This window comes from Georgenia satyanarayanai (assembly GCF_023715365.1).
GTDB classification, from domain to species: Bacteria; Actinomycetota; Actinomycetes; order Actinomycetales; family Actinomycetaceae; genus Oceanitalea; species Oceanitalea satyanarayanai_B.
The window spans coordinates 169516-193320 of the sequence record NZ_JAMBNZ010000008.1 but is presented as its reverse complement, the minus strand read 5'-3'; the positions used below and the strand labels follow the sequence as shown (position 1 = coordinate 193320).

The following is a 23805-nucleotide window of genomic DNA, read 5'->3' as shown; positions in this document are numbered from 1 at the left end:
ATGCCCGTGGCGGTGGTCGTGACTTCGGTCCGCGCCGTGATGGCGATGCCCGTGGCGGTGGTCGTGACTTCGGTCCGCGCCGTGATGGCGATGCCCGTGGCGGTGGTCGTGACTTCGGTCCGCGCCGTGATGGCGATGCCCGTGGCGGTGGTCGTGACTTCGGTCCGCGCCGTGATGGCGATGCCCGTGGCGGTGGCCGTGACTTTGGTGCGAGCCGTGGCGGAGACACCCGTGGCGGTCGTGACTTCGGTCCGCGTCGTGATGGTGACACCCGTGGCGGTCGTGACTTTGGTGCGAGCCGTGGTGGTGACACCCGTGGTGGCCGTGACTTCGGTGCGAGCCGTGGCGGCGACGAGCGTCGTGGTCCCCGGGACTCCGGCCCTCGGGGCGAGGACCGTCGTTCCGGCGGCTCCGACGAGCGCCGTGGCGAGTGGAGCTCCCGCCCGCACCGTGGGAGCGAGCAGCCCTCCGGTGGGCGAGAGGGCCGGGGCTTCCGGCCCCGCGGTGACGACGACCGTCGCGGTGGGCCGCGTCGCGACGCACGTCGCGACGACCCGCGCGCTCCCCGACGCTTCAGCAAGGAGGGTGGCGACGCAGCGGCCAATGCGCGAAGCGGCCGCCCCAGCCGCCCCGGTGAGCTCGACCCGCGCCGCGTCGAGCGCGAGCCGGAGCCGATCATCGATGAGGACGTCACGCCCGACATGCTGGACCGCGCCGCGCGCGCCCGGCTGCGGACGCTGACGAAGTCGAACGCCGACCACGTCGCCTCCCACCTCATCATGGCCGGCAGGCTCGTCGACACCGAGCCGGAGCTTGCCTACGAGCACGCCCGCACCGCTGTGCGCAGCGCTGGGCGCGTCGACGTCGTCCGCGAGGCTCTCGCGCTCACCGCCTACGCCACCGGCCGGTACGCGGAGGCACTGCGTGAGGTCCGCACCGTGCGCCGCCTGAGTGGCATGGACGCCCACCCGGCGATCGAGGCGGACTGCGAGCGTGGCCTGGGCCGCCCGGAGCGGGCGCTCAGCGTCATCGCAGAGGCCAAGGGCCGGACGCTGCCCGTTGCCGAGGCCGTCGAGCTCACCCTCGTCGAGAGCGGCGCCCGCGCCGACCTCGGTGAGCACGAAGCCGCGCTGCTCGTCGTGGAGCGACTGCTCCCGGCGGTCAAGGACGCCGAGCCCAAGCGCCGGCTGCAGCTCGTGCGCGCCGACCGTCTCGAGACGCTCGGTCGTCACGAGGAGGCAGCCGCTGTCCGAGAGGCCGCGGGAGAGATGCAGCTCGAGGACGAGGAGCTCGTCGTGGTCGACCTCCTCGGGGACGAGGACGAGGACGACGCGCCGGATCACCCGGTGGCGACGCAGCCCGAGCCCGAGGACGGCACCGAGACGGACGCAGCCGCTGAGGCTGAGGTCGAGCCGGAGGCGGAGCCCGAGGTTGCTTCCGAGCCTGAGGATGAGGCCGTCGTTGAGGCAGAGCTGGAGCCGGAGGCGGAGGCCACTGTTGAGGCCGAGCTGGAGGCCGAGGTCGAGATCGAGCCGGAGGTGGAGCCCGAGTCCGACCCCGAGCCCGAGGCCGCGGTGGAGGCCGAGGCCGAGCCCGAGCCCGAGGTCGAGGCCGAGGCCGAGCCCGAGCCGGACGCGGAGCCCGAGCAGGAGGACGACGCCGACGAGCCCGAGCAGGTCCAGCTCGACCTGTTCGCCGACACCGAGGAGGAGCGCCCGTGACGGCAACTCTCACCGGGTCCGCCGTACCCGCCGACACCTACGACGTCGCCCTGTACGACCTCGACGGGGTCGTCTACCTGGGTGACGAGCCCGTCAACCACGCGCCGGCCGCCATCCAGGCGGCCGCCGCGCGGGGCTTGCGTCCGCTGTACGTCACGAACAACTCCTCCCGGGAACCGGAGGACATCGCCGCGCAGATCACCGGCTTCGGCATCCCCTGCGTGCCGCAGGAGATCGTCACCTCCGCCCAGTCGGTGGCTCTCCTGCTGCAGGAAGAGCTCGAGCCCGGCGCCCGGGTGCTCCCGGTCGGTGGCAAGGGCCTGCGCACCGCGCTGAGCGCGGCGGGCTTCGAGCTCGTCACGAGCGCCGCGGACGCCCCGGCGGCAGTGGTCCAGGGCTTCGCCCCCGACCTGGGGTGGCATGACCTCGCCGAGGCCGCCTACGCCGTCCGCGCCGGAGCCCGACACGTGGCCACGAACCTTGACGGCTCCATCCCCAAGGAGCGCGGCGTGGCACCCGGGAACGGTGCGCTCGTGCGCGCCGTCGTCGAGGCGACGGGCATCAAGCCCCTCGCGTCCGGCAAGCCGCTCCCGGCGATCTACCACCAGGCCGCCGACCGGCTCGGGGCCTCGACGCCGATCGCCGTCGGCGACCGCCTGGACACCGACCTCGAGGGCGCACGGGCCGCCGGCATGCCCGGCCTCCTCGTCCTCACCGGTGTGACCACCGCGCGCGACACCGTCCTCGCCCCGGCGCACCAGCGCCCCTCCCTCCTCGCCATCGACCTGCGCGGGCTGTTCGTCCAGCACCCCTCGCCGGTCGAGGTCGAGGACGGCTGGTGGGGCTCCGGTGCCGCCCTCGCACGCGTGCACGACGGCGCACTCGAGCTCCTCGACGACCCCACCGGCCCGCTCGGCCCCTCCGACACGCAGCGGCTGGGCGGCAGCACCCGCGCACGCGTCAGCCTCGACGGCTGGCGAGCACTGTGCGTCGCCGCGTGGGACGCCGCTGACCGCAGCGCCCCGCTCGCGCCGGAGGCCGTCCCGGCCCTGGTGGTCGGCTGACCCCGGTTCCCGTGTCACGGCCGACCACCCAGGGGGGCACCGGACGCCGCGCCGAGATCGGCGCGGGCGTCCGGGCCTCCCTGGCGGCCGGGCTGGGCATGTACCCGCTCGGCGTGGCCTTCGGCCTCCTCGTCGTCCAGGCCGGGCTGCCGTGGTGGCTCGCCCCCGCGCTGTCCGTCGCGGCCTTCGCCGGCTCCCTCGAGCTCCTCCTCGTCGGGATGATCAGCGGGGGAGCCTCGATCGCGGCGATCGCCGTCACCACCCTCGTCGTCAACTTCCGGCACGTCTTCTACGCCTTCTCCTTCCCCCTGCGCGTCGTGCGCCACCCGGTGGCCCGCGCCTACTCGGTCTACGCCCTCATCGACGAGGCCTACGCGATGACCGCCGTGCGCCCCCGCGGCTGGACGGCGTGGCGGCTGGTTTCCATGCAGGTGTGCTTCCAGGCCTACTGGGTGGGCGGCGGCCTCACCGGCGTCGCGGTCGCCTCCCTCCTGCCCGGACCGGTCCAGGGCCTGGAGTTCGCGCTGTGCGCCCTGTTCATCACGCTCACCCTCGACGCGGCTCGCAGCCGCCGGGAGGTCCCGTCGCTGCTGCTCGCCGGGCTCGCCTTCACCTGCGCCGTCGTCGTCGCCCCCGACTCCGTCCTCCTCCTCGGACTCGTCCTGCTCGTCGGTCTCCTCCTCGGCCGGTACGCCCTCACGAGAGGAGGCTCACGTGGTTGAGCCGGGCTACGTCGTCGCCGTCCTCGCGACCGTCTTCGTCATCACCCTCGCGCTGCGCGCGGTGCCCTTCGCGATCCTCGAGCCGCTGCGCGACTCGCGTCTCGTCACGACGATGGCGGCCTGGATGCCCGCCGGCATCCTCGCCGTGCTCGCCGCCGCGACCTTCCGCTCCTCCGCCACCGGCGGGCACCTGCTCCACGCCGCGCTGGCCGCCGCCGTCACCGTCGCCGTCCACCTCACCGGCGGGCGCCGCACCCTGCTGAGCGTCGGCGCCGGCACCCTGACCTACGTCCTGCTCGTCAACCTCACCTGAGGGCGGCGCCGCCGGTCCGGGCCGCCACGGCGGTACATTGGCGGGGGAGCGGACCCTGCAGGACGGACGTGAGAAGGAGACCCATGCCGGACGTGACGCCAGCGCCAGCCCCTCGGCCCGCGCCGCCGCGCCCCGGCCCCACGGCACCCCAGCCGGTCCCCGAGCTCGCGCAGCTCGAGACCCTCGCGGAGCGTCCCCTGGGCGAGCACGTCACCGTCCTCGACGCCGTCCACCGCGCCCTGACGGCCCAGCTGTCCGCGGCCGAGTCCTGACGTGGCGCGCCTCGTCAGGGTGGACGCCGAGCTCGTCCGCCGCGGGATGGCTCGTTCGCGCCAGCACGCCGCCGAGCTCATCGCAGAGGGCCACGTCCTCCTCGACGGCGTCGCCGTCACCAAGGCCGCCCGGCAGGTCGACCCCGCCCAGGCGCTGCGCGTCGTCGCCCCGCCCACCGACGACTACGCCTCCCGTGGCGCGCACAAGCTCGCCGGCGCCCTCGACGCCCTCGGTGACCAGGCCCCCACGGTCGCCGGCCGCCGCGCGCTCGACGCCGGTGCCTCCACCGGTGGCTTCACCGACGTGCTGCTGCGCCGCGGGGCCGAGCACGTCGTCGCCGTCGACGTCGGCTACGGGCAGCTCGTCTGGTCCCTCCAGCAGGACCCCCGGGTCACCGTCCTGGACCGCACGAACGTCCGCACCCTCGACCCCGCCGCCGTCGCCCCGGCGCCCGGGCTCGTCGTCGGGGACCTGTCCTTCATCTCCCTCACCCTCGTGCTGCCCGCCCTCGCCGGCGCGGCCGTGCCGGACGCCGACTTCCTTCTCATGGTCAAGCCGCAGTTCGAGGTCGGCAAGGAGCGCCTGGGCAAGGGCGGTGTCGTGCGCGACCCCGCCCTGCACGCCGAGTCCGTGCGGACCGTCGCCGATGCCGCCGCGGCGCTGGGCCTGGGGACCTATGCCGTCGTACCCAGCCCGCTGCCCGGTCCCAGCGGGAACGTCGAGTACTTCATAGGCTTGCGCCGTGACCCGAGCCGTGTCCACCCACCCGAGGAGCTCGACGCCGTGATCGCTGCCGCCATCGACCAGCGCCCGGCGGTGGCACCGTGAGCCGCCGGGTCCTCCTCGTCAGCCACGAGTGGCGCGAGCAGGCGGTCACCGCGGCCGCCCAGGCGGAGGCGGGGCTGCGCGAGCTCGGCATCGAACCGGTCCGCGAGCTCGACGACGACCCCTCCCACGACCCCGAGCTCGTCCTCGTCCTCGGCGGTGACGGCACCCTGCTGCGCGCCGCCGAGCTCGTCCGCGGCCGCGACGTCCCGCTCATCGGCGTCAACCTCGGGCACGTCGGCTTCCTCGCCGAGGCCGACCCGGACAGCCTCGGGGAGGTGGTCCAGCGCATCGCCGACCGCGACTACACCGTCGAGGAGCGGATGACGATCGACGTCGAGGTCCAGACCCCGACGGGCGTGGTCCACAGCGGCTGGGCCATCAACGAGGCGACCATCGAGAAGGTCGACCGCTCCGGGGTCATCGAGCTCGCCCTCGGCGTCGACGGCCGCGGCCTGTCCTCCTTCGGCTGCGACGGCATCGTCATCGCCACCCCCACCGGCTCCACCGCCTACGCCTTCTCCGGCGGCGGGCCGGTCGTGTGGCCCGACGTCGAGGCGCTCCTCGTCGTCCCCATCGCCGCCCACGCGCTCTTCGCCCGCCCGCTCGTCGCCGGGCCCTCCTCGGTGCTCGCCGTCGAGGTGCTGGACCGCAACCTCTCCGGCGGCGACGTGTGGTGCGACGGGCGGCGCCAGCTGCCCGCGCCCGTCGGCTCCCACATCGACGTGCGGCGCGGCACCGAGCCGGTGCGGCTGGCACGCATCGAGCCGACGCCCTTCTCCGGGCGGCTGGTGGCGAAGTTCGCGCTCCCCGTCACCGGGTGGCGCGGGGGGAGGAAGGACCCGTGATCGAGGAGATCCGGATCGAGAACCTCGGTGTCATCGCGTCGGCCACGCTCGGGCTCGGTCCGGGGTTCACCGTCATCACCGGTGAGACCGGTGCCGGCAAGACCATGGTCCTCACCGGGCTCGACCTCCTGCTCGGCGGACGGGGCGACTCCGCGATGGTTCGCAGCGGTGCCGAGCGCGCCGTCGTCGAGGGCACGTTCGTCGTCGGGGACGACGTCGCCGCGCGCGTCACCGACGCCGGCGGCTCCCTCGACGACGACGCCCTTCTCCTCTCGCGGGCGGTGCCCGCACAGGGCCGCTCCCGGTCCTTCGCCGGCGGGCGCAGCGTCCCGCAGGCCTTCCTCGGTGAGCTCGCCGCCGACCTCGTCACCGTCCACGGCCAGTCCGACCAGCTGCGCCTGCGCTCACCCGCCCGTCAGCGGGCGCTCCTCGACGCCTTCGCCGGCGTCTCCGCCCTGCTCGGGGAGTACCGCGCCACGTGGCAGCGGCTCACCGAGGCGCAGGCGCGCCTGGAGGAGTGGCAGGCCCGGGCCGACGAGCGGGCCGGGGAGGCCGTGCGCCTGCGGACCAACCTCGAGCTCCTCGAGACCCTCGACCCCCAGCCCGGTGAGGACGACGCCCTGCGCGCGGAGGCCGAGCGGCTCGGCAACGTCGAGGAGCTGCGGTTGGCCGCCGGCCGCGCCCACGCCGCCCTCCTCGGAGCCGGGGAGGGCGCCGAGCAGGACGCCACCGTCCTTGTCGACGACGCTCGCCGCGCCCTCGACGTCAGCGACCCCGAGCTCGCGGCGCTCTCCACCCGGCTCGCCGAGGTCTCCTACCTCCTGTCCGACGTCGGCACCGAGCTGTCCGGTTTCCTCTCCTCCCTCGAGGCGGACCCCGACCGCCTCCAGACCGTCCACGAGCGCCGCGCCGCCCTACGGGACGCGGCGCTGCGCCTGGGCCTGGAGAGCACCGACGAGCTGGGCGAGTGGTCACGGGCCGCCGCGGCCCGGCTGGCGGAGATCGACGGCCCCCAGGACGGCGGCGCCGCGCTTCGCGAGGAGCTCACCGAGCTCACCGCCACCCTCGGCGAGCTCGCCGAGCGGCTCAGCGCCGCCCGCACCGACGCCGGCTCCCGGCTCTCCGAGGTGGTCGACGCGGAGCTCGCCGGCCTGGCGATGCCCGGCGCCCACCTCGAGGTGCGCCTCGAGCCGCTGCCCGAGCCCGGCCCGTGGGGCGCGGAGAACGTGGGCCTCCTGCTGCAGCCGCGGCCGGACTCACCGCCCCGCCCGCTCGGAGACGGCGCCTCCGGTGGTGAGCTGTCGCGCGTCATGCTCGCCCTCGAGGTCGCCGTCGCCACGCCGGACGGGGACGCGGCCGTGCGCCCCACCTTCGTCTTCGACGAGGTCGACGCCGGCGTGGGCGGCCGGGCTGCCATCGAGGTCGGCCGCCGGCTCGCCGGCCTGGCCCGCGTGGCGCAGGTCGTCGTCGTCACCCACCTTCCCCAGGTGGCCGCCTTCGCCGACACCCACCTGCTCGTGAGCAAATCCACGGGCGAGACAACGATCACCGACGTGCGCGAGATCACCGGGCCCGAGCGGGAGCAGGAGCTGGCGCGCATGCTGTCCGGGCAGGAGAACTCCGACGTGGCTCGCCGCCACGCCGCAGAGCTGCTCGACCGTGCCGTCGTGGCACGATGACTCGCGTGAGTCCCCTCTTCCGTCGCCGCACGCCTCCCGACACCGGGCCCGGTGTCACCGGTCCCGTGCGTGTGGACCCGCGCACGAAGAACCTCACCAAGCGCCTGCAGCCCGGTGACGTGGCCGTCATCGACCACCTCGACCTGGACCGTGTCTCGGCAGAGGCGCTCGTCGCCTGCCGCCCGGCCGCGGTGCTCAACGCCGCCAAGTCCACCTCCGGGCGCTACCCCAACCTCGGCCCGGAGATCATCGTCGCGGAGGGCATCCCGCTCGTCGACGACCTCGGCGGCTCGGTGATGGCGCTGCGTGAGGGACGGCCCGTGCGCGTGGACGGCAGCGCCGTCTACTCCGGCGACGTGCTCGTGGCCGAGGGCACCGAGCAGACCGAGGAGAGCGTCGCCGCGGCCATGGCAGAGGCCCGGGAGGGACTGTCCGTCCAGCTCGAGGCCTTCGCCGGGAACACGATGGACTTCCTCAACCGGGAGCGCGACCTCCTCCTCGACGGCGTCGGCGTGCCCGAGGTGCACACGGCCATCGAGGGCCGCCACGTCCTCATCGTCGTGCGCGGCTACCACTACAAGGAGGACCTGGCGATGCTGCGGTCCTACGTCCGCGAGTACCGCCCCGTCCTCATCGGCGTCGACGGCGGCGCGGACGCGATCATCGAGGCGGGGCTCACGCCGGACATGATCGTCGGGGACATGGACTCCGTGTCCGACTGCACCCTGCGTTGCGGCGCCGAGATCGTCGTCCACGCCTACCGCGACGGGCGCGCGCCCGGCATGGCCCGGGTCGAGCAGCTCGGCGTGGACCACGTGGTCTTCCCCGCCACCGGCACGAGCGAGGACGTCGCCATGCTGCTGGCCGACGACAAGGGCGCCGAGCTCATCGTCGCCGTCGGCACCCACGCCACCCTCGTGGAGTTCCTCGACAAGGGCCGCGCCGGCATGGCCTCGACCTTCCTCACGCGCCTGCGCGTGGGCTCCAAGCTCGTCGACGCCAAGGGCGTCTCCCAGCTCTACCGCACCCGGATCTCGACGCTGCAGATCGTGCTGCTCGCGCTCGCCGGGCTCCTGGCCATCGGGGTGGCGCTCTTCTCCACCGAGCTCGGCCAGGCGCTGTTCCAGATCGTCATGGCGCGGCTCGACGGCCTGTTCGCCGCCATCAAGGACCTGCTGGGCATCGCCCCGCCCGCGCCCACCTCGTAGGAGCACGATGATCGACTTCCGCTACCACCTCGTCTCTCTCATCGCCGTCTTCCTGGCCCTGGCACTGGGCATCCTCCTCGGCGCCGGCCCCCTCAACCAGCCCCTCGGTGACCAGCTCACCGGCCAGGTCGAGGAGCTGCGCGAGGACCGTGACCGGCTGCGCACCGAGCTCGAGGTCAGCGAGGTCGAGCGCGAGAACCGCGACCAGTTCCTCGACGAGGTCGCCCCCGCCACCCTCGGCTCGCGCCTCGAGGGCCGCAGCGTCGCCGTCGTCGTCCTGCCCGCCGCGGACGAGGACGACGTCGCCGACGTGCGCCTGCGTCTGGAGCAGGCCGGCGCCACCGTCACCGGTCAGGTCCAGGTGACCGAGGCGTGGACCGACCCGGCGACCGCGACCTTCCGCTCGAGCTTCGCCGGCCAGATCCTCGGCTACCTCGACCCCGCGCCCGCGGACGGCGCCGACGCCGGCGTCATCCTCGGCACCGCCCTGGGCCAGGCACTCACCCGCGGTGACGTCGACGGCACACCCACGGCCGACGCCGAGACGCTCCTCGAGCTCCTCGTCTCCGCCGACGACCCGCTCGTCGAGGTCACCGAGGAGCCGGAGCAGGCCGCCAACGCGACCGTCGTCGTCGCCCCGCGCAGCGAGGCGACCGGCCCCGGCGAGAGCCCCCAGCCCGCCGACGTCGAGACCCGTGAGCAGCGGCTGGCCGAGGAGGTCGCCCTGGCCCGCGGCATCGCCGCGACGGGTGAGGGCACCGTCGTGGCCGGCTCGGCCGCCACCGAGCTCGACCTCGTCAGCGCCGTGCGCGCCGACTCCGAGGCCGCCGCGACCGTGACGACCACCGACTCCGTCAGCGAGCTGACCGGTCGCCTCAGCGTGCCGATGGCCCTCGCCGTCGACATCTCCGGGGAGGTGGGTCACTACGGCGTCGGAGCCGAGGCCACCGCGCCCGTCCCGCCCGCCGTCTACCTGCCCCCGCCGGCCGTGCCCGAGCCCGAGCAGGACGAGGCCGCTGCCGACGAGACCGAGGACGCCACCTGATGGGGCGCCTGCGGGCCGCGCTGCTCGGCGTCGCCGCCACCGGAGCGGTGACCGCGGCAGTCGAGGGCACACCGCCCGGCGGGGCCGAGCGCTGGCAACGCACCAACTACGCCGGCCGGCAGGTGAGCCTCCTCGGTGGGCTCGCGCAGGCCGGCGGCACGAGCCTCGCGCTGCTCGGCTCCGGTCGCACCGGCGCGGCGGCCGTCGTCGCCGCGGGGGCCGCGGGCGCGCTCGGCGCTGTCGACGACCTCACCGAGCGGGAGGCCGACCGCCACGTCAAGGGCCTGCGCGGCCACCTCGGCGCGCTGCGCGCGGGCCAGGTCACCACCGGGGCGCTCAAGATCGCCGGGATCGGCGGCGGCGCGCTGCTCGCTGCGCTGATCCTGCCCGCCCGGGGTACGGGGCCCGTCGCGCGCCTCATCCACCGCGGCACGAGCGCCGCGCTCATCGCCGGCACCGCCAACCTCCTCAACCTCTTCGACCTGCGCCCCGGCCGGGCGCTCAAGGTCACCTGCGCCGCGGCGGCGGTCACCACGCTGGCCGGTGGGCCGGGTGCGCCCGTCGCCGCCACCGCCCTCGGCGCGGCCGCCGCCGGGCTGCGCGACGACCTGTCCGAGCGCACCATGCTCGGCGACACGGGCGCCAACGCCCTGGGCGCCACTCTGGGCACCGCGCTGGCCGCGCACCCGTCCCGTGCCCTACGCGGCGGTGCGCTGACCGCTGTCGTCGGGCTCACGCTGCTCAGCGAGCGCGTGAGCTTCTCCCGCGTCATCGACCAGACCCCGGCCCTCCACGCCCTGGACCAGTGGGGCCGACGGTGAGCCCGGTGGCCGGGAGGTGACCGAACCGGTCACCGGCCGCCGCCGAATCCTCTCCGGGGTCGCCGGCGCCGCGGGCATGATGGCGGCCGTCACGGTGCTCTCGCGCGCCGTCGGCTTCGTCCGGTGGTTCGTCCAGTCGGCGACGCTCGGCGACTCCGCCACCGCCAACGCCTACTCCACCGCCAACACCCTGCCCAACGTCCTGTTCGAGGTCGCGGCCGGCGGTGCGCTCGCTGGTGCGGTCGTCCCGCTGCTCGCCGCCCCGCTCGCCCGTCACCTGCGCGGGGACGTCGATCGCATCGCCTCGGCGCTGCTCACGTGGACGCTGGCCGTCCTCGTGCCGCTCGGGCTCCTCGTCGCCGTCCTCGCCGGCCCGATCGTCGGGCTGCTGCCCGACTCCGTCGGCTCCGACGTCGAGACGCAGCGCCAGCTGGCCACCTACTTCCTGCGGATCTTCGCGCTGCAGATCCCGCTGTACGGCGTGGGCGTCGTCCTCACCGGCGTCCTCCAGGCACAGCGGCGCTTCCTCCTCCCGGCGATCGCCCCGCTCCTGTCCAGCGTCGTCGTCATCGGCGCCTACCTCGCCTTCGGGATGCTCTCCGGCGGGATGGCCGACGACCCCGAGCGCCTGGCGCAGTCCGCGCTCGACTGGCTCGCCTGGGGCACCACCCTGGGCGTCGCGGCGATGAGCCTGCCGCTGCTCGTGCCCGTCGTGCGCAGCGGCGTGCGCCTGCGTCCCGCGCTCCACTTCCCGCCCGGCGTGGGCCGCCGCGCCCTCAACCTCGCCGCGGCCGGGATCGGCGCGCTGCTCGCCCAGCAGGTGAGCGTCGTCGTGTTCATCGTGCTGGCGCGCGCCGGGGGAGTGGAGGGCACGATCACGATCTGGGAGTACTCCCGCGCGGTGTACTTCCTGCCCTACGCCGTCCTCGCGGTCCCGGTGGCCACTGCCGTCTTCCCGCGGCTGGCCGAGCTCTCCGGGGGCCACGACCGGGCTGCCTTCGCGGCCATGGCCGTCGGCTCCACCCGCTCGGTGCTCGCCGCGTCCTTCGTCGGTGCGGGCATCCTCGCGGCCGTCGCGCCGGGCGTCACGGCCGTCTTCTCCCTCAGCGGCACGATGGAGGGGATGACGACGGCGGTCACCTGGCTGACCCCGGCCGTCGTCGGCTACGGGCTTGTCTTCCACGTGTCTCGCTGCCTGTACACCCTGGACCGCGGCCGGGCCGCCGTGACGGCGACGGCGGCCGGCTGGCTCGTCGTCAGCGTCGCCGCGGCGGTCCTCGTCCAGATGACCGCGCCCGACGGCGGGAACGGGCCGGCCACGCTCAGGTCCCTCGCGCTGGGCACGTCGATCGGCATGACCGTCGCCGGCCTCCTGCTGCTGTGGGCGCTGCGGCGTGCCCTCGGTGCCGACGCAGCGCTCGGCGGGCTCGTGCGGACGATCGCGGTGGGCGCGGTCGGTGCGGCCGCCGGGGGACTGGCCGGCCGGCTCGTCACCGACGCCGTCCTCGGGGCGGTGGGGCCCCAGCTGCTGTCCGGGCTGCTCGCCGCCGCGGCCGGCGGCCTGTGCGCCGCGCTGCTCGGCGCGCTCGCGGTGGTGCTTGCCGACCGCACCGCGCTGCGTCCCGCGCGGTGGTCGTGAGGCCGTGACATGGTGAGGGCCATGCGGATCGTCCAGCTGACCTCGACGAGCGCGGGCGGCGTCGCCCGGCACGCGCGTCAGGTCGCCGGACTCCTCGCGGACGCGGGGGAGCAGGTGCTCCTCGCCGGACCGGCCGACGTCGTCGCCGAGTCACCGGTGCCGACCGCCGTCGTCGACATCGCCGACCGGCCGCGTCCCAGCGACGTCGCGGCCCTCAAGCGGCTGCGCGGCGTGCTCGCCGGCACCGACCTCGTCCACGCCCACGGGCTGCGCGCCGGGGCCGCCGCCGTGCTCGCCACCCGCGCGATGCGGGGGCGCCCCGCTGTCGTCGTCACCCTCCACAACCTTCCCGTGGGAGGGCCCAAGGTGCAGGCGGTGGCGGCCGTCCTCGAACGCGTCGTCGCGCGCGGCGCCGACCTCGTCCTCGGGGTGAGCGGCGACCTCGTCGCCCGCGCCACCCGCCTGGGCGCCTCCGCGCAGCGGGCACTGGTCCCCGCACCGGCCCGCGCCGAGACGGGCACGCTCGACGAGGCCGCCCGGCAGCAGCTGCGCGCCTCCCTCGGCCTCACGGCGCAGGAGCGGCTCGTGCTCACCGTCGGGCGCCTGGCCCCGCAGAAGGGCCTGGGACTCCTCGCCGACACCGCCGCCACCCTCGTGCGTGACGGCGCCCCGGCCTTCCGGTGGGTCGTCGTCGGGGACGGGCCCCTCGCCGATGAGCTCTCCGGACGTGTCCGTGCCGAGGCGCTGCCTGTCGTCGTCGCCGGCCGCCGCGACGACGTCGCCGCCCTCAACGGCGTCGCCGACGTCGTGGTGTCGACGAGCACGTGGGAGGGGCAGCCGCTCGCCCTGCAGGAGGCCCTGCAGGCCGGGGCCGCCATCGTCGCGACCGACGTGGGCGGCACGCGCGAGGTGACGGCCGAGGCCGCCGTCCTCGTCGCGCCGCGGGCTGAGCAGCTCTCCGCTGCCGTCGCGCGGCTGCTGACGGACGACGCCGAGCGCGACCGGCTGCGGGACGCCGCACGGGCCCGGGCGGGTCGCCTCCCCACTCCACAGGACGTCGTCACCCAGCTGCGCGACGTCTACGCTCGAGCCGTGGTGCCGCAGCGCACTCGCGGTACGGACCGGACCTGACCGACCGACTGCTAAGGTGGAATTCCGTGGTCACCCTTCACCGCACTAGCGGCGACACAGTCCCTCGGCACATCTTCGTCACCGGTGGTGTCGCGTCATCCCTCGGCAAGGGGTTGACGGCCTCCAGCCTGGGCCAGCTGCTCCGCGCGCGCGGCCTGCGCGTCACGATGCAGAAGCTCGACCCCTACATCAACGTCGATCCCGGCACGATGAACCCCTTCCAGCACGGTGAGGTCTTCGTCACCGAGGACGGGGCGGAGACCGACCTCGACATCGGCCACTACGAGCGCTTCCTCGACGTGAACCTGTCCCGCGCCGCCAATACGACGACCGGTCAGGTCTACTCGACCGTGCTGGCCAAGGAGCGCCGGGGGGAGTACCTCGGCGACACCGTCCAGGTCATCCCGCACATCACCGACGAGATCAAGGCGCGGATGCGCGCCCAGGCGCAGCCGGTCGACGGCGCCCAGGCACCCGACGTCATCATCACCGAGATCGGCGGCACGGTCGGTGACATCGAGTCCCTGCCGTTCCTCGAGGCAGCCCGCCAGGTGCGCCACGACCTCGGCCGCGACAACGTCTTCTTCGTCCACGTCTCCCTCATCCCCTACCTCAAGGCGAGCGGTGAGCTGAAGACCAAGCCCACCCAGCACTCGGTGAGCGAGCTGCGCAGCATCGGCATCCAGCCCGACGCCATCGTCTGCCGCACCGACCGTGCGCTGCCCGAGGGCGTCAAGGCCAAGATCGCCCTCATGTGCGACGTCGACCGCGAGGCCGTCGTCGAGTGCGAGGACGCCTCCTCCATCTACGAGATCCCCGCCGTCCTGCACCGCGAGGGCCTGGACGCCTACGTCGTGCGTCGCCTCAACGTCCCCTTCCGGGACGTCAACTGGAGCGACTGGGACGACCTCCTGCAGCGCGTGCGCAAGCCGCGGAACACCGTCGAGGTCGCCCTCGTGGGCAAGTACGTCGACCTGCCCGACGCCTACCTCTCGGTCACCGAGGCGCTGCGCGCCGGCGGCTTCCACCGCCACGCCCAGGTGGTCGTCCGCTGGGTGCCCGCCGACGACTGCGCCGACCCCGAGGGCGCCCGCCGCGCCCTCCAGGACGTCGACGCGATCCTCGTGCCCGGCGGCTTCGGCGTGCGTGGCATCGAGGGCAAGCTCGGCGCGCTGCGCTGGGCGCGCGAGAACCAGGTGCCCACGCTCGGCATCTGCCTGGGCCTGCAGTGCATGGTCATCGAGTACGCCCGCAACGTCCTGGGCCTGGAGAACGCCTCGTCCACCGAGTTCGACCCCGGCACGCCGGACCCGCTCGTCGCGACGATGGCCGAGCAGGTCGACTTCGTCGAGGGCGGCGGCGGCGACATGGGCGGCACCATGCGCCTGGGCAGCTACGAGGCGGTCCTCACCCCCGGCTCCGTCGTCGCCGAGGCCTACGGCACCACCCGCGTGACCGAGCGTCACCGCCACCGCTACGAGGTGAACAACAACTACCGCGACGCGCTCGTCGAGGCTGGGCTGCAGATCTCCGGGCGTTCCCCGGACTCCTCCCTCGTCGAGTTCGTCGAGCTGGACCGCGAGAAGCACCCGTACTACGTCGCCACCCAGGCCCACCCCGAGTTCAAGTCGCGGCCTACCAGGGCCCACCCGCTGTTCCACGGGCTCGTCGGTGCGGCGCTCGAGCGGCAGCGCGCCACCCGGCTGCTCGAGGTCGAGGGCGACGGCGTCCCTGCCGCGCCCAGCGGCACCGGAGTGGACGAGGCGGGCGTGCCGCGCACGACCGACCTCGTCGACGAGACGCCCGCGCCCGGCGCGGCCGAGCACTCCCCGGCCTCCCGGAAGGCCGGCGCGTGACGATCGCCGACCGGCGGGACGCCGACCGCGAGATCGTCGCCCGGCGGGTCCTGCACGAGGGCAAGGTCTTCGACCTCGCCGGTGAGGACGTGCGCCTGAGCGACGACGCCGAGCCGGTGGTGCGCGAGTTCCTCGACCACCCCGGCGCGGTCGCCGTCGTCGCCCTGCGCGAGGGGCCGCAGGGGGAGGAGGTCGCGCTCGTCGACCAGTACCGCCACCCCGTGCGCGCCGTGCTGTGGGAGATCCCGGCCGGGCTGCTCGACGTCGCAGGCGAGGACTACCTCGTCGCGGCGCAGCGCGAGCTCGCCGAGGAGACCGACCTGCAGGCCGGACGCTGGGACGTCCTCGTCGACTACTTCACCTCACCGGGGGGCTCGAACGAGTCGCTGCGCATCTACCTCGCGCGCGACGTCACCGAGGTCCCCGAGGCGGAGCGGCACGAGCGCGCCGACGAGGAGCGCGACATGACCACCCGGTGGGTGCCCCTCGACGAGGCCCTCGCCGCGGTTCACGAGGGCCGGCTGCACAACCCGAGCGCCGTCGTCGGCATCCTCGCCGCGGCCAGCGCCCGCGCCGCCGGCTGGGCCACCCTGCGCCCTGCCGACGCCCCCTGGTTCCGCTAGCCCTCGCCCCCTGCCGCCTTCCCTCGCCGACAGCCGGATTCCTCCGCTCCCACCGCGTCCGCCGACAGCTGGAGCTTTCCCCGTCCCGTCGGGCGGCCGAGGAATCCGGCTGTCGGCGACGGAGCCGTGGGTCAGCTGTGGACGGGGAGGGGGGCGGGGGTGCGGGTGGCGAGGGCGCCGACGGCGTAGACGATCGCGACGACCGTGAGCGCCGCGCCGAGCATGTGGAGTCCGACGAGGACCTCGGGCAGGCCGGTGAAGTACTGGACGTAACCGATGACTCCCTGCAGCAGCGTGGCCGCGAGCAGCCAGCCCCAGGCGCGGAGCGCCGCGGTGTTGCCCTCGCGGCGGGCGAGCACCAGGCCGACGGCGACGAGGACGACGAAGGTCCACACCGACAGCGCGTGGAGCCTGGAGATGAACGCGGGGTCCAGCGCCCAGCGGTAGGGCTCGGTCTCGTCACCGGAGTGCGGCCCGGCGCCCGTCGTCACCACCCCGAGCACGAGGAGCACGACGCCGACGAGCCCGGCCAGCCCGCCGACGGTGCGTAGGCGGCCGGAGGACGCGGCCCGGGCGGGCGCATCGGGCGAGGCCAGGCGCAGCAGCAGGTAGGTCGAGACCGCGACCAGGGCCAGCGAGATGAGCATGTGCGAGCCGACGATCGCGGGGTGCAGGTCCACCCACACGGTGACGCCACCGACGAACGCCTGGAGGGCGATCCCGGCGAGCGGCAGCAGCGCGAGCCGCTTGAGCGACGGGGGCCGCGAGGCGGTCGGCTGGCGGCGGTACACCGCCCACACGAGGGCGAGGGCGATGATCCCGAGCAGACCGGTGAGCGTCCGGTTCCCGAACTCGATCGCCTGGTGGAGGTCGCTCTCGCCGTGGAACGTCGGGGTGAAGGAGCCCGGTTCGCACAGCGGCCACTCGGAGCAGCCGAGCCCGGAGCCGGTGAGCCGCACGGCGCCGCCGGTGACGATGATCCCGATCTGCGCGACGAGGTTGGCGACGGCCAGCCCCCAGGTGAGGCGGTCGACGAGGCCGTCGCGGGAGCGGGACGGTCCGGGGGAGGCGGTGGCCGGGGGTGTGGCCGACGCGGGCAGGGGACTGGTCGAGGTCACCCCACCAGGGTACGTCGCCAGCGTGCGGCGACGGCTGGGACGGGCGTCACTGCCCGGGCGCCACAGGGGCGCCGTGACTGCTCCGGGAGACGCGCCTACCGGCTGTCGGTGGTCCGGCCTACCCTGGAGGGCATGACGGACACGCCTGTGCTCGAGCCCGCCCACCTTGTCGCCGACCCCGGTCCCACCGCGCCGGTGACCGGGGACGTGCGCGCCGCCGTGGAGGACGTCGCACGGGCGGCCAAGACCGCCTCCCGGGTGCTCGCCACCGCCACCCGCGCGACCAAGGACGCCGCCCTGCACGCGATGGCGGACGCGCTCGTCGCGTCGTCCGCACGGATCGTCACCGCAAACGCCGAGGACCTCGACCGCGGCCGCGCGGGCGGCATGACGGACTCCCTCCTCGACCGCCTCGCCCTCACCGACGAGCGCATCGCCGCCATCGCCGAGGCCCTGCGCGAGCTCGCCGCCCTCCCGGACCCCGTCGGTGAGGTGGTGCGCGGCTCCACCCTGCCCAACGGCCTCACCCTGCGCCAGGTGCGCGTGCCGATGGGCGTGGTCGGGATGATCTACGAGGCCCGGCCCAACGTCACCGTCGACGCCGCCGGCCTGGCCCTGAAGTCCGGCAACGCCGTCATCCTGCGCGGCGGCTCGGCCGCGGCCTCCTCCAACGCCGTCATCGTCGAGGTCCTCGGCGAGGCCCTGGAGGCGCAGGGGCTGCCCGCCGACCTCGTCCAGTCGATCGACGTCCACGGCCGCGCGGGCGCCGTCGAGCTCATGCGCGCCCGCGGGCTCGTCGACGTCCTCGTCCCGCGCGGGGGCGCCGACCTCATCCGCACCGTCGTGCGCGAGTCCCTCGTGCCGGTCATCGAGACCGGCGTGGGCAACTGCCACGTCTACGTCGACGCGGACGTCGACGTCGCCCAGGCCCTCGCCATCGTGCTCAACTCCAAGACCCAGCGCACCGGGGTGTGCAACGCAGCCGAGACGCTCCTGGTCCACCGCGCCGCCGCCGCGCACTTTCTCCCGGTCGCGCTCGCCGCGCTCGGGGAGGCCGGCGTGCGCATCCACGCCGACGACGACGCCGCCGCCCTCACCCCGCAGGGCGTGGAGGTCACCCCCGCCACCGACGAGGACTGGGCCACCGAGTACCTCAGCCTCGACCTGGCCGTGCGCGTCGTCGACGACCTCGACGCCGCCATCGAGCACATCGGCCGCTGGTCCAGCGGCCACACCGAGGCGATCTGCACCACCAGCCTGCGCGCCTCGGAGCGCTTCACCCGTGAGATCGACTCCGCCGCCGTCATCGTCAACGCCTCCACCCGCTTCACCGACGGCGGGCAGTTCGGCCTGGGCGCGGAGATCGGCATCTCCACCCAGAAGCTCCACGCCCGCGGCCCCATGGGCCTGGGGGAGCTCACCACCACCCAGTGGATCGTGGTCGGCGACGGCCACGTGCGCGAGTAAGGTCCCTACGGTCCCACCTCCCTGACCGTGGGAGACTGGGTAGCACGTCTCGACGGAAGGAAGCCGACCCCATGACGAGCTCGCTCGTGAACCTCGCCCAGCAGACCGAGGAGCACGCCAACCACCTCCCGATGCCGGCGATCATGTACGGGATCATCGCCTTTGCGATCCTCCTGCTCCTGCTGCTGGTGACGCTGGCCTACCGCAACGTGCACACGCGCCGCCGCTGAGCATGACCCAGCACCAGGCGCGGCGGATCGGCGTCATGGGAGGCACCTTCGACCCGATCCACCACGGCCACCTGGTGGCCGCGAGCGAGGTCGCCGACGTGTTCTCGCTGGACGAGGTCCTGTTCGTCCCCACCGGTGAGCCGGTGTTCAAGCAGGACCGCGAGGTCACCCCCGCGGAGCACCGCTACCTCATGACTGTCGTCGCGACGGCGTCCAACCCGCGGTTCACCGTCTCGCGGGTGGACATCGACCGGCCCGGGCTCACGTACACGATCGACACGCTGCGCGACCTCAAGGCCGCCTTCCGGGACGCAGAGCTGTACTTCATCACCGGTGCCGACGTGCTGCCGGAGATCCTGTCGTGGAAGGACGTCGACGAGCTGTGGTCCCTGGCCCACTTTGTCGGGGTGAACCGCCCGGGCCACCAGCTCGACGACACCGGCCTGCCGAGCAGCGGCGTCTCGCTCATGGAGGTGCCCGCGATGGCGATCTCCTCCACCGACTGCCGCCGCCGGGTCCGGGAGGGCATGCCCGTCTGGTACCTCGTGCCCGACGGCGTAGTGCAGTACATCCACAAGCACGACCTGTACCGGTCGCCGGTCGCCTCCGGCGCCGGTGCGAAGCCGCCCAGCCGTGAAGGAGGACGAGCCGATGACTGAGGGGACGGACCGTCCCGCGGGGGAGCGCCGCCGTCGCCGGGAGGCCGAGCGTGCCGCCGCCCGCGCCGCCGAGCAGACCGGTGGCGACCGGCCGCTGACCCGTCGTGAGCTGCGCTGGCAGCAGGCGGAGGAGGCCGCGCGCCTCGAGGCGATCGCCACCGGTGAGCTGCCGCTCGGCCAGCACCACGAGCGCCCGGTCCCGCCGCCGATGACGACCTCTGAGTGGGCGCCGTCGGCCGGTTCCGCGCCGTCGACGTCCGCCGCCGCGACGCCGCAGCCCGCGTCCGCACCGAGTGCACCCTCCGCCTCCGCGAGCGGGACGACGGCGGTCTCCGCGCCGTCGCCGGTCAGCGCGCCGTCGGCCGCCTCCGCCGCCTCGAGCGGCGCGCGGCCCGGCTCCGAGCAACCGCGGATCCCCAGCCGTCGCTCCCTGCGGGAACGCGCACCCCAGCCGGACACCGCCGAGCGCCCCCAGGAGCGCACCGCGACCGGCCGGCGACCGGTCGTCCGCACCCCGAGCACCGCCCAGGGCATTCGGGCGCTGGACGCCACGGGCCAGCTCACCGGCATCCAGCCCGTCGTCCGTCCGGACGCGCCAGGATCCCAGCCCACCGCAGCTGCGGCAGACGCGGAGCCGGCCACCGGACCGGCGGTCTGGTCCGAGCGCGCCACCTTCTCCCTCAACCTCGACGGGCCGGCCCGCGCGGCCCGTGCCGCGCTGCCGGAGCCCGACACGGCGGAGAGTGCGGAGGAGACCGAGGACGACGTCCTCCTGCGGCCCCGGTGGGTGGCCATCGATGCCGTCTCCGGCGCCAGCCCCGACGCCGCCGCGGGCCCCGCGCCCTCGCGCCGCTCGCTGCGCGCCGGCGACCCGGCGCCCGAGCCCGACGCCCAGCCCGCCCCCGCGACGCGGGCGCCCCAGGAGCACAACCCCGCGGTGACCATCATCAAGGTCGCCGTGCTCGTGCTCGTCGCCGCCATCATCGGCGCGCTCATCTGGCTGCTCGCCACCGACGCCTTCGCCGGCTCGACCGACGCCTTGACCACCACCATCGCCACCACCACACAACCCGAGGAGTCCAGTGCCAGCTGACGAGAGAGCCCGCCACCTTGCCGTCGTCGCCGCCCGCGCGGCCGCAGACAAGAAGGCCGAGGAGATCGTCGCGCTCGACGTGAGCGAGCGCCTCGTGCTCACCGACGCCTTCGTCGTCGCGTCGGGAGCCACCGACCGCCAGGTCCGCGCCATCGTCGACGGCGTCGAGGAGGCCCTGCACGGCGAGGGCGCCAAGGCGATGCGCAAGGAGGGCGTCACCGAGGCGCACTGGGTGCTGCTCGACTACGGCGACATCATCGTCCACGTCCAGCAGACCGAGGACCGTGAGTTCTACGCCCTCGAGCGCCTGTGGAAGGACTGCCCCGTCATCGAGCTGCCCGCCGACCTCCACGGGCCGGCCGAGGAGGACGACGCCGGCGCCACGACATGACCGCCCGCACCATCGTCCTGTGGCGGCACGGACAGACCGACTTCAACGCCTCCGGGCGGCTGCAGGGCCAGTCCGACATCCCGCTCAACGAGACCGGCACCGCTCAGGCCGAGGCCGCTGCCGCCCGGATCGCCGAGCTGGGGCCGGCCCGCATCATCAGCTCCGACCTCCAGCGTGCGCTGGCGACGGCGGCGCCCCTCGGTGAGCTCACCGGCCTGCCCGTCGAGCCCGAGCCGCGGCTGCGGGAGCGCTCCTTCGGCCACTGGGAGGGCCTGACCCAGGCCGAGATCCAGGACGGTTGGCCGACCGCCTTCCGTGCCTGGCGGCAGGGGGAGGAGCCGGAGGGGATCGAGGCGGACACGCGAGTCGACGTCGGGCGGCGCGTCGCGGCAGCGCTCCTCGAGACGGCCGGTGAGGTCGAGGACGACGGCGTGCTCGTCGCCGTCGCACACGGAGCGGCCGTCACCCTGGGGCTCACGCACCTGCTCGACCTCGACGCCGGGGCCTGGTTCGGGCTCAGCGGACTGGACAACTGCGCGTGGGCGCTCGTCGCGCCGAACCCCGGCCGGCGCCCCGGCTGGCGGCTCACCGCGCACAACCTCACCGCCTGAGCAGTGTGGTGCGCACCACGGCCGAGCGATTGGTCAGCGAGGTCGGCCGTCGTCTAGACTCGGTGACGCAGCAAGGGGCTATGGCGCAGTTGGTAGCGCGCTTCCATGGCATGGAAGAGGTCGGGGGTTCGAATCCCCCTAGCTCCACAGTTGGTCAGAGGCGCGGCACCCACCGGGTGCCGCGCCTCTGGCGTTCCTGCACCGGAAAGCCGCTCCGGAGCCCACCCGTCCGCGGCAGACTGGTCCTCGGGCAGTGTCCGCCGGGACGAGCGAGCCGTGATGAGCGCACAGACCGAGCTCGTCGAGCGGGTGCGAGCGCTGCTCGCCGGTGAGGAGCCGGTCCGGGAGGTGACGATGTTCGGCACGCGCTCCTTCCTCGTGAGGGAGAAGCTCGTCGCCAGCGCCGTCAAGGACGGCGGGCTGCTCCTGCGCGTCGACGCCGACCGCCACGAGGAGCTCCTCGCCCGGCCCGGTGCGGCGCAGGCGGTCATGGGACCGGACCGGGACATGGGCCCGGGCTGGGTCGAGGTCGCGGCGACCGCTCTGGCGGGAGACGGTCTCGCGTCCTGGCTGGAGATCGCGCTCGAGCACAACCGGACCGTCACCGCGGGAGGGTAGGCCCGCGCGGAGCCCGGCGGGCGGCGCCCGGCTAGGACTCGCTCGTCGAGCCGGTGCGGCGCCGCCGCAGCGTGACGCCCTGCCACAGCAGCAGCGCGGCGACCGCGAGGACCAGCCAGGTGGCCCCGCCGTACCTGGGCGAGACGAGCAGGCCGAGGACGGCGCAGAGTGCGGCGGCGACGAACGTGACGATCTCGGACACTCCGGGACGGGTGTGCTGGTCCATGACGGTTCCTCTCCTCGGTCGGTCAGGTCACCTGGTAGCGGCGGAAGCGGTGCGCCCCTACGAGCGCGACGACGGCGGTCAGGGCAAGCATGAGGCCGAGCGCCGTGCTCTGGTCGAGTGCGCTGCTGCCCATCGCGAGGGACATCACCGTCCCCCCGCTCGCTGCGTCGGCGATGGAGCTGGGGAGGTAGTCGGCCGCGCGTCCCGGCAGCGCGATCCTGAGCATCGGCTCGACCGCCTGGCTCAGGACGACCACCGCGACGACGGCGACAAGCTGGTTGCGCACCAGGGCGCCGAGGCCCGCGCCGATGACCGCCCACAGCGTGAGGGTGGCGACGGTCCCCCCGAGCCCCCGCGTGACGGCCGCCTCTCCCAGCTGCGGGCTCAGCCCCTCGGAGGCGAGCAGGGCGGCGGTGGTGGCCACGCTCGCGGCGAGGGTGACGGCGCCGAAGACGAGCCCCGACACGGCTGCTGCGAGGACCTTGGAGAGGTACACCGAGCGGCGGTCCGGGTTGGCGAGCAGGGTCTGGGCCATCGTCCCCGTCTGGTACTCGCTCGTGACGACGAGGATCCCCGCCACGAGGGTGAAGACGTAGGTGATGCCCGCACCGAGGCTGTAGACGGCCTTGACGCCGGCGACGGTGGACAGGTCCAGCGGCGACTGCTCGACGTGCAGGCCGGAGAGGAGCAGGACGGCCACGAGCGCGGTCGTGCACAGGACCATGGCGGCGCCGATGGCCCACCAGCTCCACGTCGTGGTGAGCTTGCGGAGCTCCGAGGACAGCTGCGTCACCATCAGGCCGCCACCTCCCGCTGCCGGGTGAGGTGCAGGTACGCGTGCTCGAGGTCGCTCTCGCCGCGCTCGGGGGCGGGCACCGAGGCGAGGAGCTCCGCGAGGGCGCCCTGGTAGAGGACGACGCCGTCGCGGATGAGGAGGACGTCGTCGACCATCCGTTGTGCCTCGCTGAGCAGGTGGGAGGCGACGACGACGGTGCGTCCCTCGCGCGCGAGCTCCCGCAGGGTCCGGCGCAGCCACAGGATGCCCTCGGGGTCGAGCCCGTTGGACGGCTCGTCGAGGACGAGGATCTGCGGGTCGCCGAGGAGTGCGGTGGCCAGGGAGAGCCGCTGCTTCATCCCCAGGGAGTACGTGCCGACCCGGCGCTCGGCGGCACGGGACAGCCCGACGAGGTCGAGGAGCTCGTCCACCCGTTCGCGTGAGGCGCCGGCGAGCCCCGCCCAGCACCGCAGGTGCTGGCGCCCGGTCCGCGAGGGCGCAAAGGCCTGGCCGTCGAGGGAGGCACCCACGGTCGTCAGCGGTGACTCGAGCCGGGCGTAGGGCACGCCGTGGATCGTCACGCCGCCGGTGGTCGGCTCGAGCAGACCGAGCATCATGCGCAGGGTGGTCGACTTGCCCGAGCCGTTGGGACCAAGGAAGCCGACGATGCGTCCGCGGTGGACGTCGATGTCGATCCCGTCGACCGCGCGCACGTCACCGAAGGCTCGCCCGAGCTTGCGCGCCATGATCACGGGCACTGTCGCCTGGTGGCTCGTCGGCTCGTGCCGGTTCGTCGCCGTCGTCGTGCTGTCCATGGGCTCGTCCTTCGTGGTCGGCCGGGTGGGGCAG

27 protein-coding genes and 1 tRNA gene are annotated in these 23805 nt (G+C 74.5%); 23 read left to right on the top strand and 5 right to left on the bottom strand.

From position 1 onward, the window contains the following. Window positions 1-761, bottom strand: a 761-nt coding sequence (locus tag M3148_RS11745) for a hypothetical protein (RefSeq protein WP_251304888.1), incomplete at its 3' end; no start/stop codon positions are given. On the opposite strand from M3148_RS11745, the gene M3148_RS11740 reads away from it, so the two are divergent. The 15 genes from M3148_RS11740 to M3148_RS11670 all read left to right on the top strand — a co-directional run bounded on the left by M3148_RS11740 (window position 702) and on the right by M3148_RS11670 (window position 15768). Further along, window positions 702-1721: a hypothetical protein gene (locus tag M3148_RS11740; protein WP_251304887.1), complete on the top strand. Its 1020-nt coding sequence runs from the start codon at window positions 702-704 to the stop codon at window positions 1719-1721. The two genes, M3148_RS11745 and M3148_RS11740, sit on opposite strands and share 60 nt — an antisense overlap. Beyond that, window positions 1718-2785 carry an HAD-IIA family hydrolase gene (locus tag M3148_RS11735; RefSeq protein WP_251304886.1) on the top strand — a complete coding sequence of 356 codons (1068 nt, stop codon included), beginning with the start codon at window positions 1718-1720 and terminating at the stop codon, window positions 2783-2785. The genes M3148_RS11740 and M3148_RS11735 overlap by 4 nt, the downstream gene beginning before the upstream one ends. A gap of 11 nt (window positions 2786-2796) precedes the next feature. Continuing rightward, the gene (locus M3148_RS11730) at window positions 2797-3507 is read left to right on the top strand and encodes an AzlC family ABC transporter permease (RefSeq protein ID WP_251304885.1); all 711 of its coding nucleotides are present in this window, start codon (window positions 2797-2799) and stop codon (window positions 3505-3507) included. Then, window positions 3500-3820, top strand: a complete 321-nt coding sequence (locus tag M3148_RS11725) for an AzlD domain-containing protein (RefSeq protein ID WP_251304884.1) — start codon at window positions 3500-3502, stop codon at window positions 3818-3820. Before M3148_RS11730 ends, M3148_RS11725 begins: the two co-directional genes overlap by 8 nt. A gap of 83 nt (window positions 3821-3903) precedes the next feature. Continuing rightward, window positions 3904-4092, top strand: coding sequence for a hypothetical protein (locus M3148_RS11720; protein WP_251304883.1), 189 nt, complete (start codon window positions 3904-3906; stop codon window positions 4090-4092). Window position 4093: 1 nt separating this feature from the next. Next, window positions 4094-4921, top strand: coding sequence for a TlyA family RNA methyltransferase (locus M3148_RS11715; RefSeq protein ID WP_251304882.1), 828 nt, complete (start codon window positions 4094-4096; stop codon window positions 4919-4921). Next, window positions 4918-5766, top strand: coding sequence for an NAD kinase (locus tag M3148_RS11710; RefSeq protein ID WP_251304881.1), 849 nt, complete (start codon window positions 4918-4920; stop codon window positions 5764-5766). The genes M3148_RS11715 and M3148_RS11710 overlap by 4 nt, the downstream gene beginning before the upstream one ends. Then, window positions 5763-7445 carry a DNA repair protein RecN gene (gene recN, locus M3148_RS11705; RefSeq protein WP_251304880.1) on the top strand — a complete coding sequence of 561 codons (1683 nt, stop codon included), beginning with the start codon at window positions 5763-5765 and terminating at the stop codon, window positions 7443-7445. The genes M3148_RS11710 and recN overlap by 4 nt, the downstream gene beginning before the upstream one ends. Beyond that, on the top strand, window positions 7442-8653 hold the full coding sequence (steA, locus tag M3148_RS11700) for a putative cytokinetic ring protein SteA (RefSeq protein WP_440136934.1): 1212 nt from the start codon (window positions 7442-7444) through the stop codon (window positions 8651-8653). Before recN ends, steA begins: the two co-directional genes overlap by 4 nt. Before the next feature lie 7 nt (window positions 8654-8660). Beyond that, the gene (locus M3148_RS11695) at window positions 8661-9698 is read left to right on the top strand and encodes a copper transporter (protein WP_251304878.1); all 1038 of its coding nucleotides are present in this window, start codon (window positions 8661-8663) and stop codon (window positions 9696-9698) included. Further along, on the top strand, window positions 9698-10519 hold the full coding sequence (locus tag M3148_RS11690; RefSeq protein WP_251304877.1) for a hypothetical protein: 822 nt from the start codon (window positions 9698-9700) through the stop codon (window positions 10517-10519). The genes M3148_RS11695 and M3148_RS11690 overlap by 1 nt, the downstream gene beginning before the upstream one ends. Before the next feature lie 16 nt (window positions 10520-10535). Then, window positions 10536-12158: a murein biosynthesis integral membrane protein MurJ gene (murJ, locus tag M3148_RS11685; RefSeq protein WP_308203241.1), complete on the top strand. Its 1623-nt coding sequence runs from the start codon at window positions 10536-10538 to the stop codon at window positions 12156-12158. A 21-nt stretch (window positions 12159-12179) separates the two neighbouring features. Beyond that, the gene (locus M3148_RS11680; RefSeq protein WP_251304876.1) at window positions 12180-13289 is read left to right on the top strand and encodes a glycosyltransferase family 4 protein; all 1110 of its coding nucleotides are present in this window, start codon (window positions 12180-12182) and stop codon (window positions 13287-13289) included. A 26-nt stretch (window positions 13290-13315) separates the two neighbouring features. After that, on the top strand, window positions 13316-15145 hold the full coding sequence (locus tag M3148_RS11675) for a CTP synthase (RefSeq protein ID WP_251304875.1): 1830 nt from the start codon (window positions 13316-13318) through the stop codon (window positions 15143-15145). Continuing rightward, window positions 15142-15768 (top strand): NUDIX domain-containing protein, encoded by a 627-nt coding sequence (locus tag M3148_RS11670; protein WP_251304874.1) that lies wholly within the window; start codon window positions 15142-15144, stop codon window positions 15766-15768. The genes M3148_RS11675 and M3148_RS11670 overlap by 4 nt, the downstream gene beginning before the upstream one ends. A 131-nt stretch (window positions 15769-15899) precedes the next feature. Here M3148_RS11670 and M3148_RS11665 read toward each other — a convergent pair whose 3' ends face one another. Next, complete coding sequence (locus tag M3148_RS11665) at window positions 15900-16886, bottom strand: COX15/CtaA family protein (RefSeq protein WP_251304873.1); 987 nt, start codon at window positions 16884-16886, stop codon at window positions 15900-15902. A 132-nt stretch (window positions 16887-17018) separates the two neighbouring features. Between M3148_RS11665 and M3148_RS11660 the strand changes: the two genes are divergently transcribed. The 8 genes from M3148_RS11660 (at window position 17019) to M3148_RS11625 (ending at window position 21955) form a co-directional block, all read left to right on the top strand. After that, window positions 17019-18353 carry a glutamate-5-semialdehyde dehydrogenase gene (locus M3148_RS11660; RefSeq protein WP_251304872.1) on the top strand — a complete coding sequence of 445 codons (1335 nt, stop codon included), beginning with the start codon at window positions 17019-17021 and terminating at the stop codon, window positions 18351-18353. A 71-nt stretch (window positions 18354-18424) separates the two neighbouring features. Further along, window positions 18425-18583, top strand: a complete 159-nt coding sequence (locus M3148_RS11655; protein ID WP_251304871.1) for a hypothetical protein — start codon at window positions 18425-18427, stop codon at window positions 18581-18583. A gap of 2 nt (window positions 18584-18585) precedes the next feature. Next, window positions 18586-19242: a nicotinate-nucleotide adenylyltransferase gene (gene nadD / locus M3148_RS11650; protein ID WP_251304870.1), complete on the top strand. Its 657-nt coding sequence runs from the start codon at window positions 18586-18588 to the stop codon at window positions 19240-19242. After that, window positions 19235-20335: a hypothetical protein gene (locus M3148_RS11645; protein WP_251304869.1), complete on the top strand. Its 1101-nt coding sequence runs from the start codon at window positions 19235-19237 to the stop codon at window positions 20333-20335. Before nadD ends, M3148_RS11645 begins: the two co-directional genes overlap by 8 nt. After that, window positions 20325-20726 (top strand): ribosome silencing factor, encoded by a 402-nt coding sequence (gene rsfS / locus M3148_RS11640; protein ID WP_251304868.1) that lies wholly within the window; start codon window positions 20325-20327, stop codon window positions 20724-20726. Before M3148_RS11645 ends, rsfS begins: the two co-directional genes overlap by 11 nt. Further along, a complete protein-coding gene (locus M3148_RS11635; RefSeq protein ID WP_251304867.1) occupies window positions 20723-21337 on the top strand; it encodes a histidine phosphatase family protein in 615 nt (204 codons plus the stop codon). Before rsfS ends, M3148_RS11635 begins: the two co-directional genes overlap by 4 nt. Window positions 21338-21411: 74 nt before the next feature. Next, window positions 21412-21484: transfer RNA gene (locus M3148_RS11630), tRNA-Ala, on the top strand. Window positions 21485-21616: 132 nt separating this feature from the next. Further along, window positions 21617-21955, top strand: coding sequence for a TfoX/Sxy family protein (locus M3148_RS11625; protein WP_251304866.1), 339 nt, complete (start codon window positions 21617-21619; stop codon window positions 21953-21955). 31 nt (window positions 21956-21986) lie between these two features. On the opposite strand, the gene M3148_RS11620 is transcribed toward M3148_RS11625, so the two are convergent. The 3 genes from M3148_RS11620 to M3148_RS11610 are packed head-to-tail and all read right to left on the bottom strand — an operon-like array spanning window position 21987 to window position 23771. Beyond that, entirely contained in the window at window positions 21987-22181 is a 195-nt protein-coding gene (locus tag M3148_RS11620) for a hypothetical protein (RefSeq protein WP_251304865.1), read from the bottom strand. Between the two features lie 22 nt (window positions 22182-22203). Beyond that, window positions 22204-22977 carry an ABC transporter permease subunit gene (locus M3148_RS11615; protein ID WP_251304864.1) on the bottom strand — a complete coding sequence of 258 codons (774 nt, stop codon included), beginning with the start codon at window positions 22975-22977 and terminating at the stop codon, window positions 22204-22206. After that, the gene (locus M3148_RS11610) at window positions 22977-23771 is read right to left on the bottom strand and encodes an ABC transporter ATP-binding protein (protein WP_251304863.1); all 795 of its coding nucleotides are present in this window, start codon (window positions 23769-23771) and stop codon (window positions 22977-22979) included. Before M3148_RS11610 ends, M3148_RS11615 begins: the two co-directional genes overlap by 1 nt. Window positions 23772-23805: the final 34 nt, after the last annotated feature.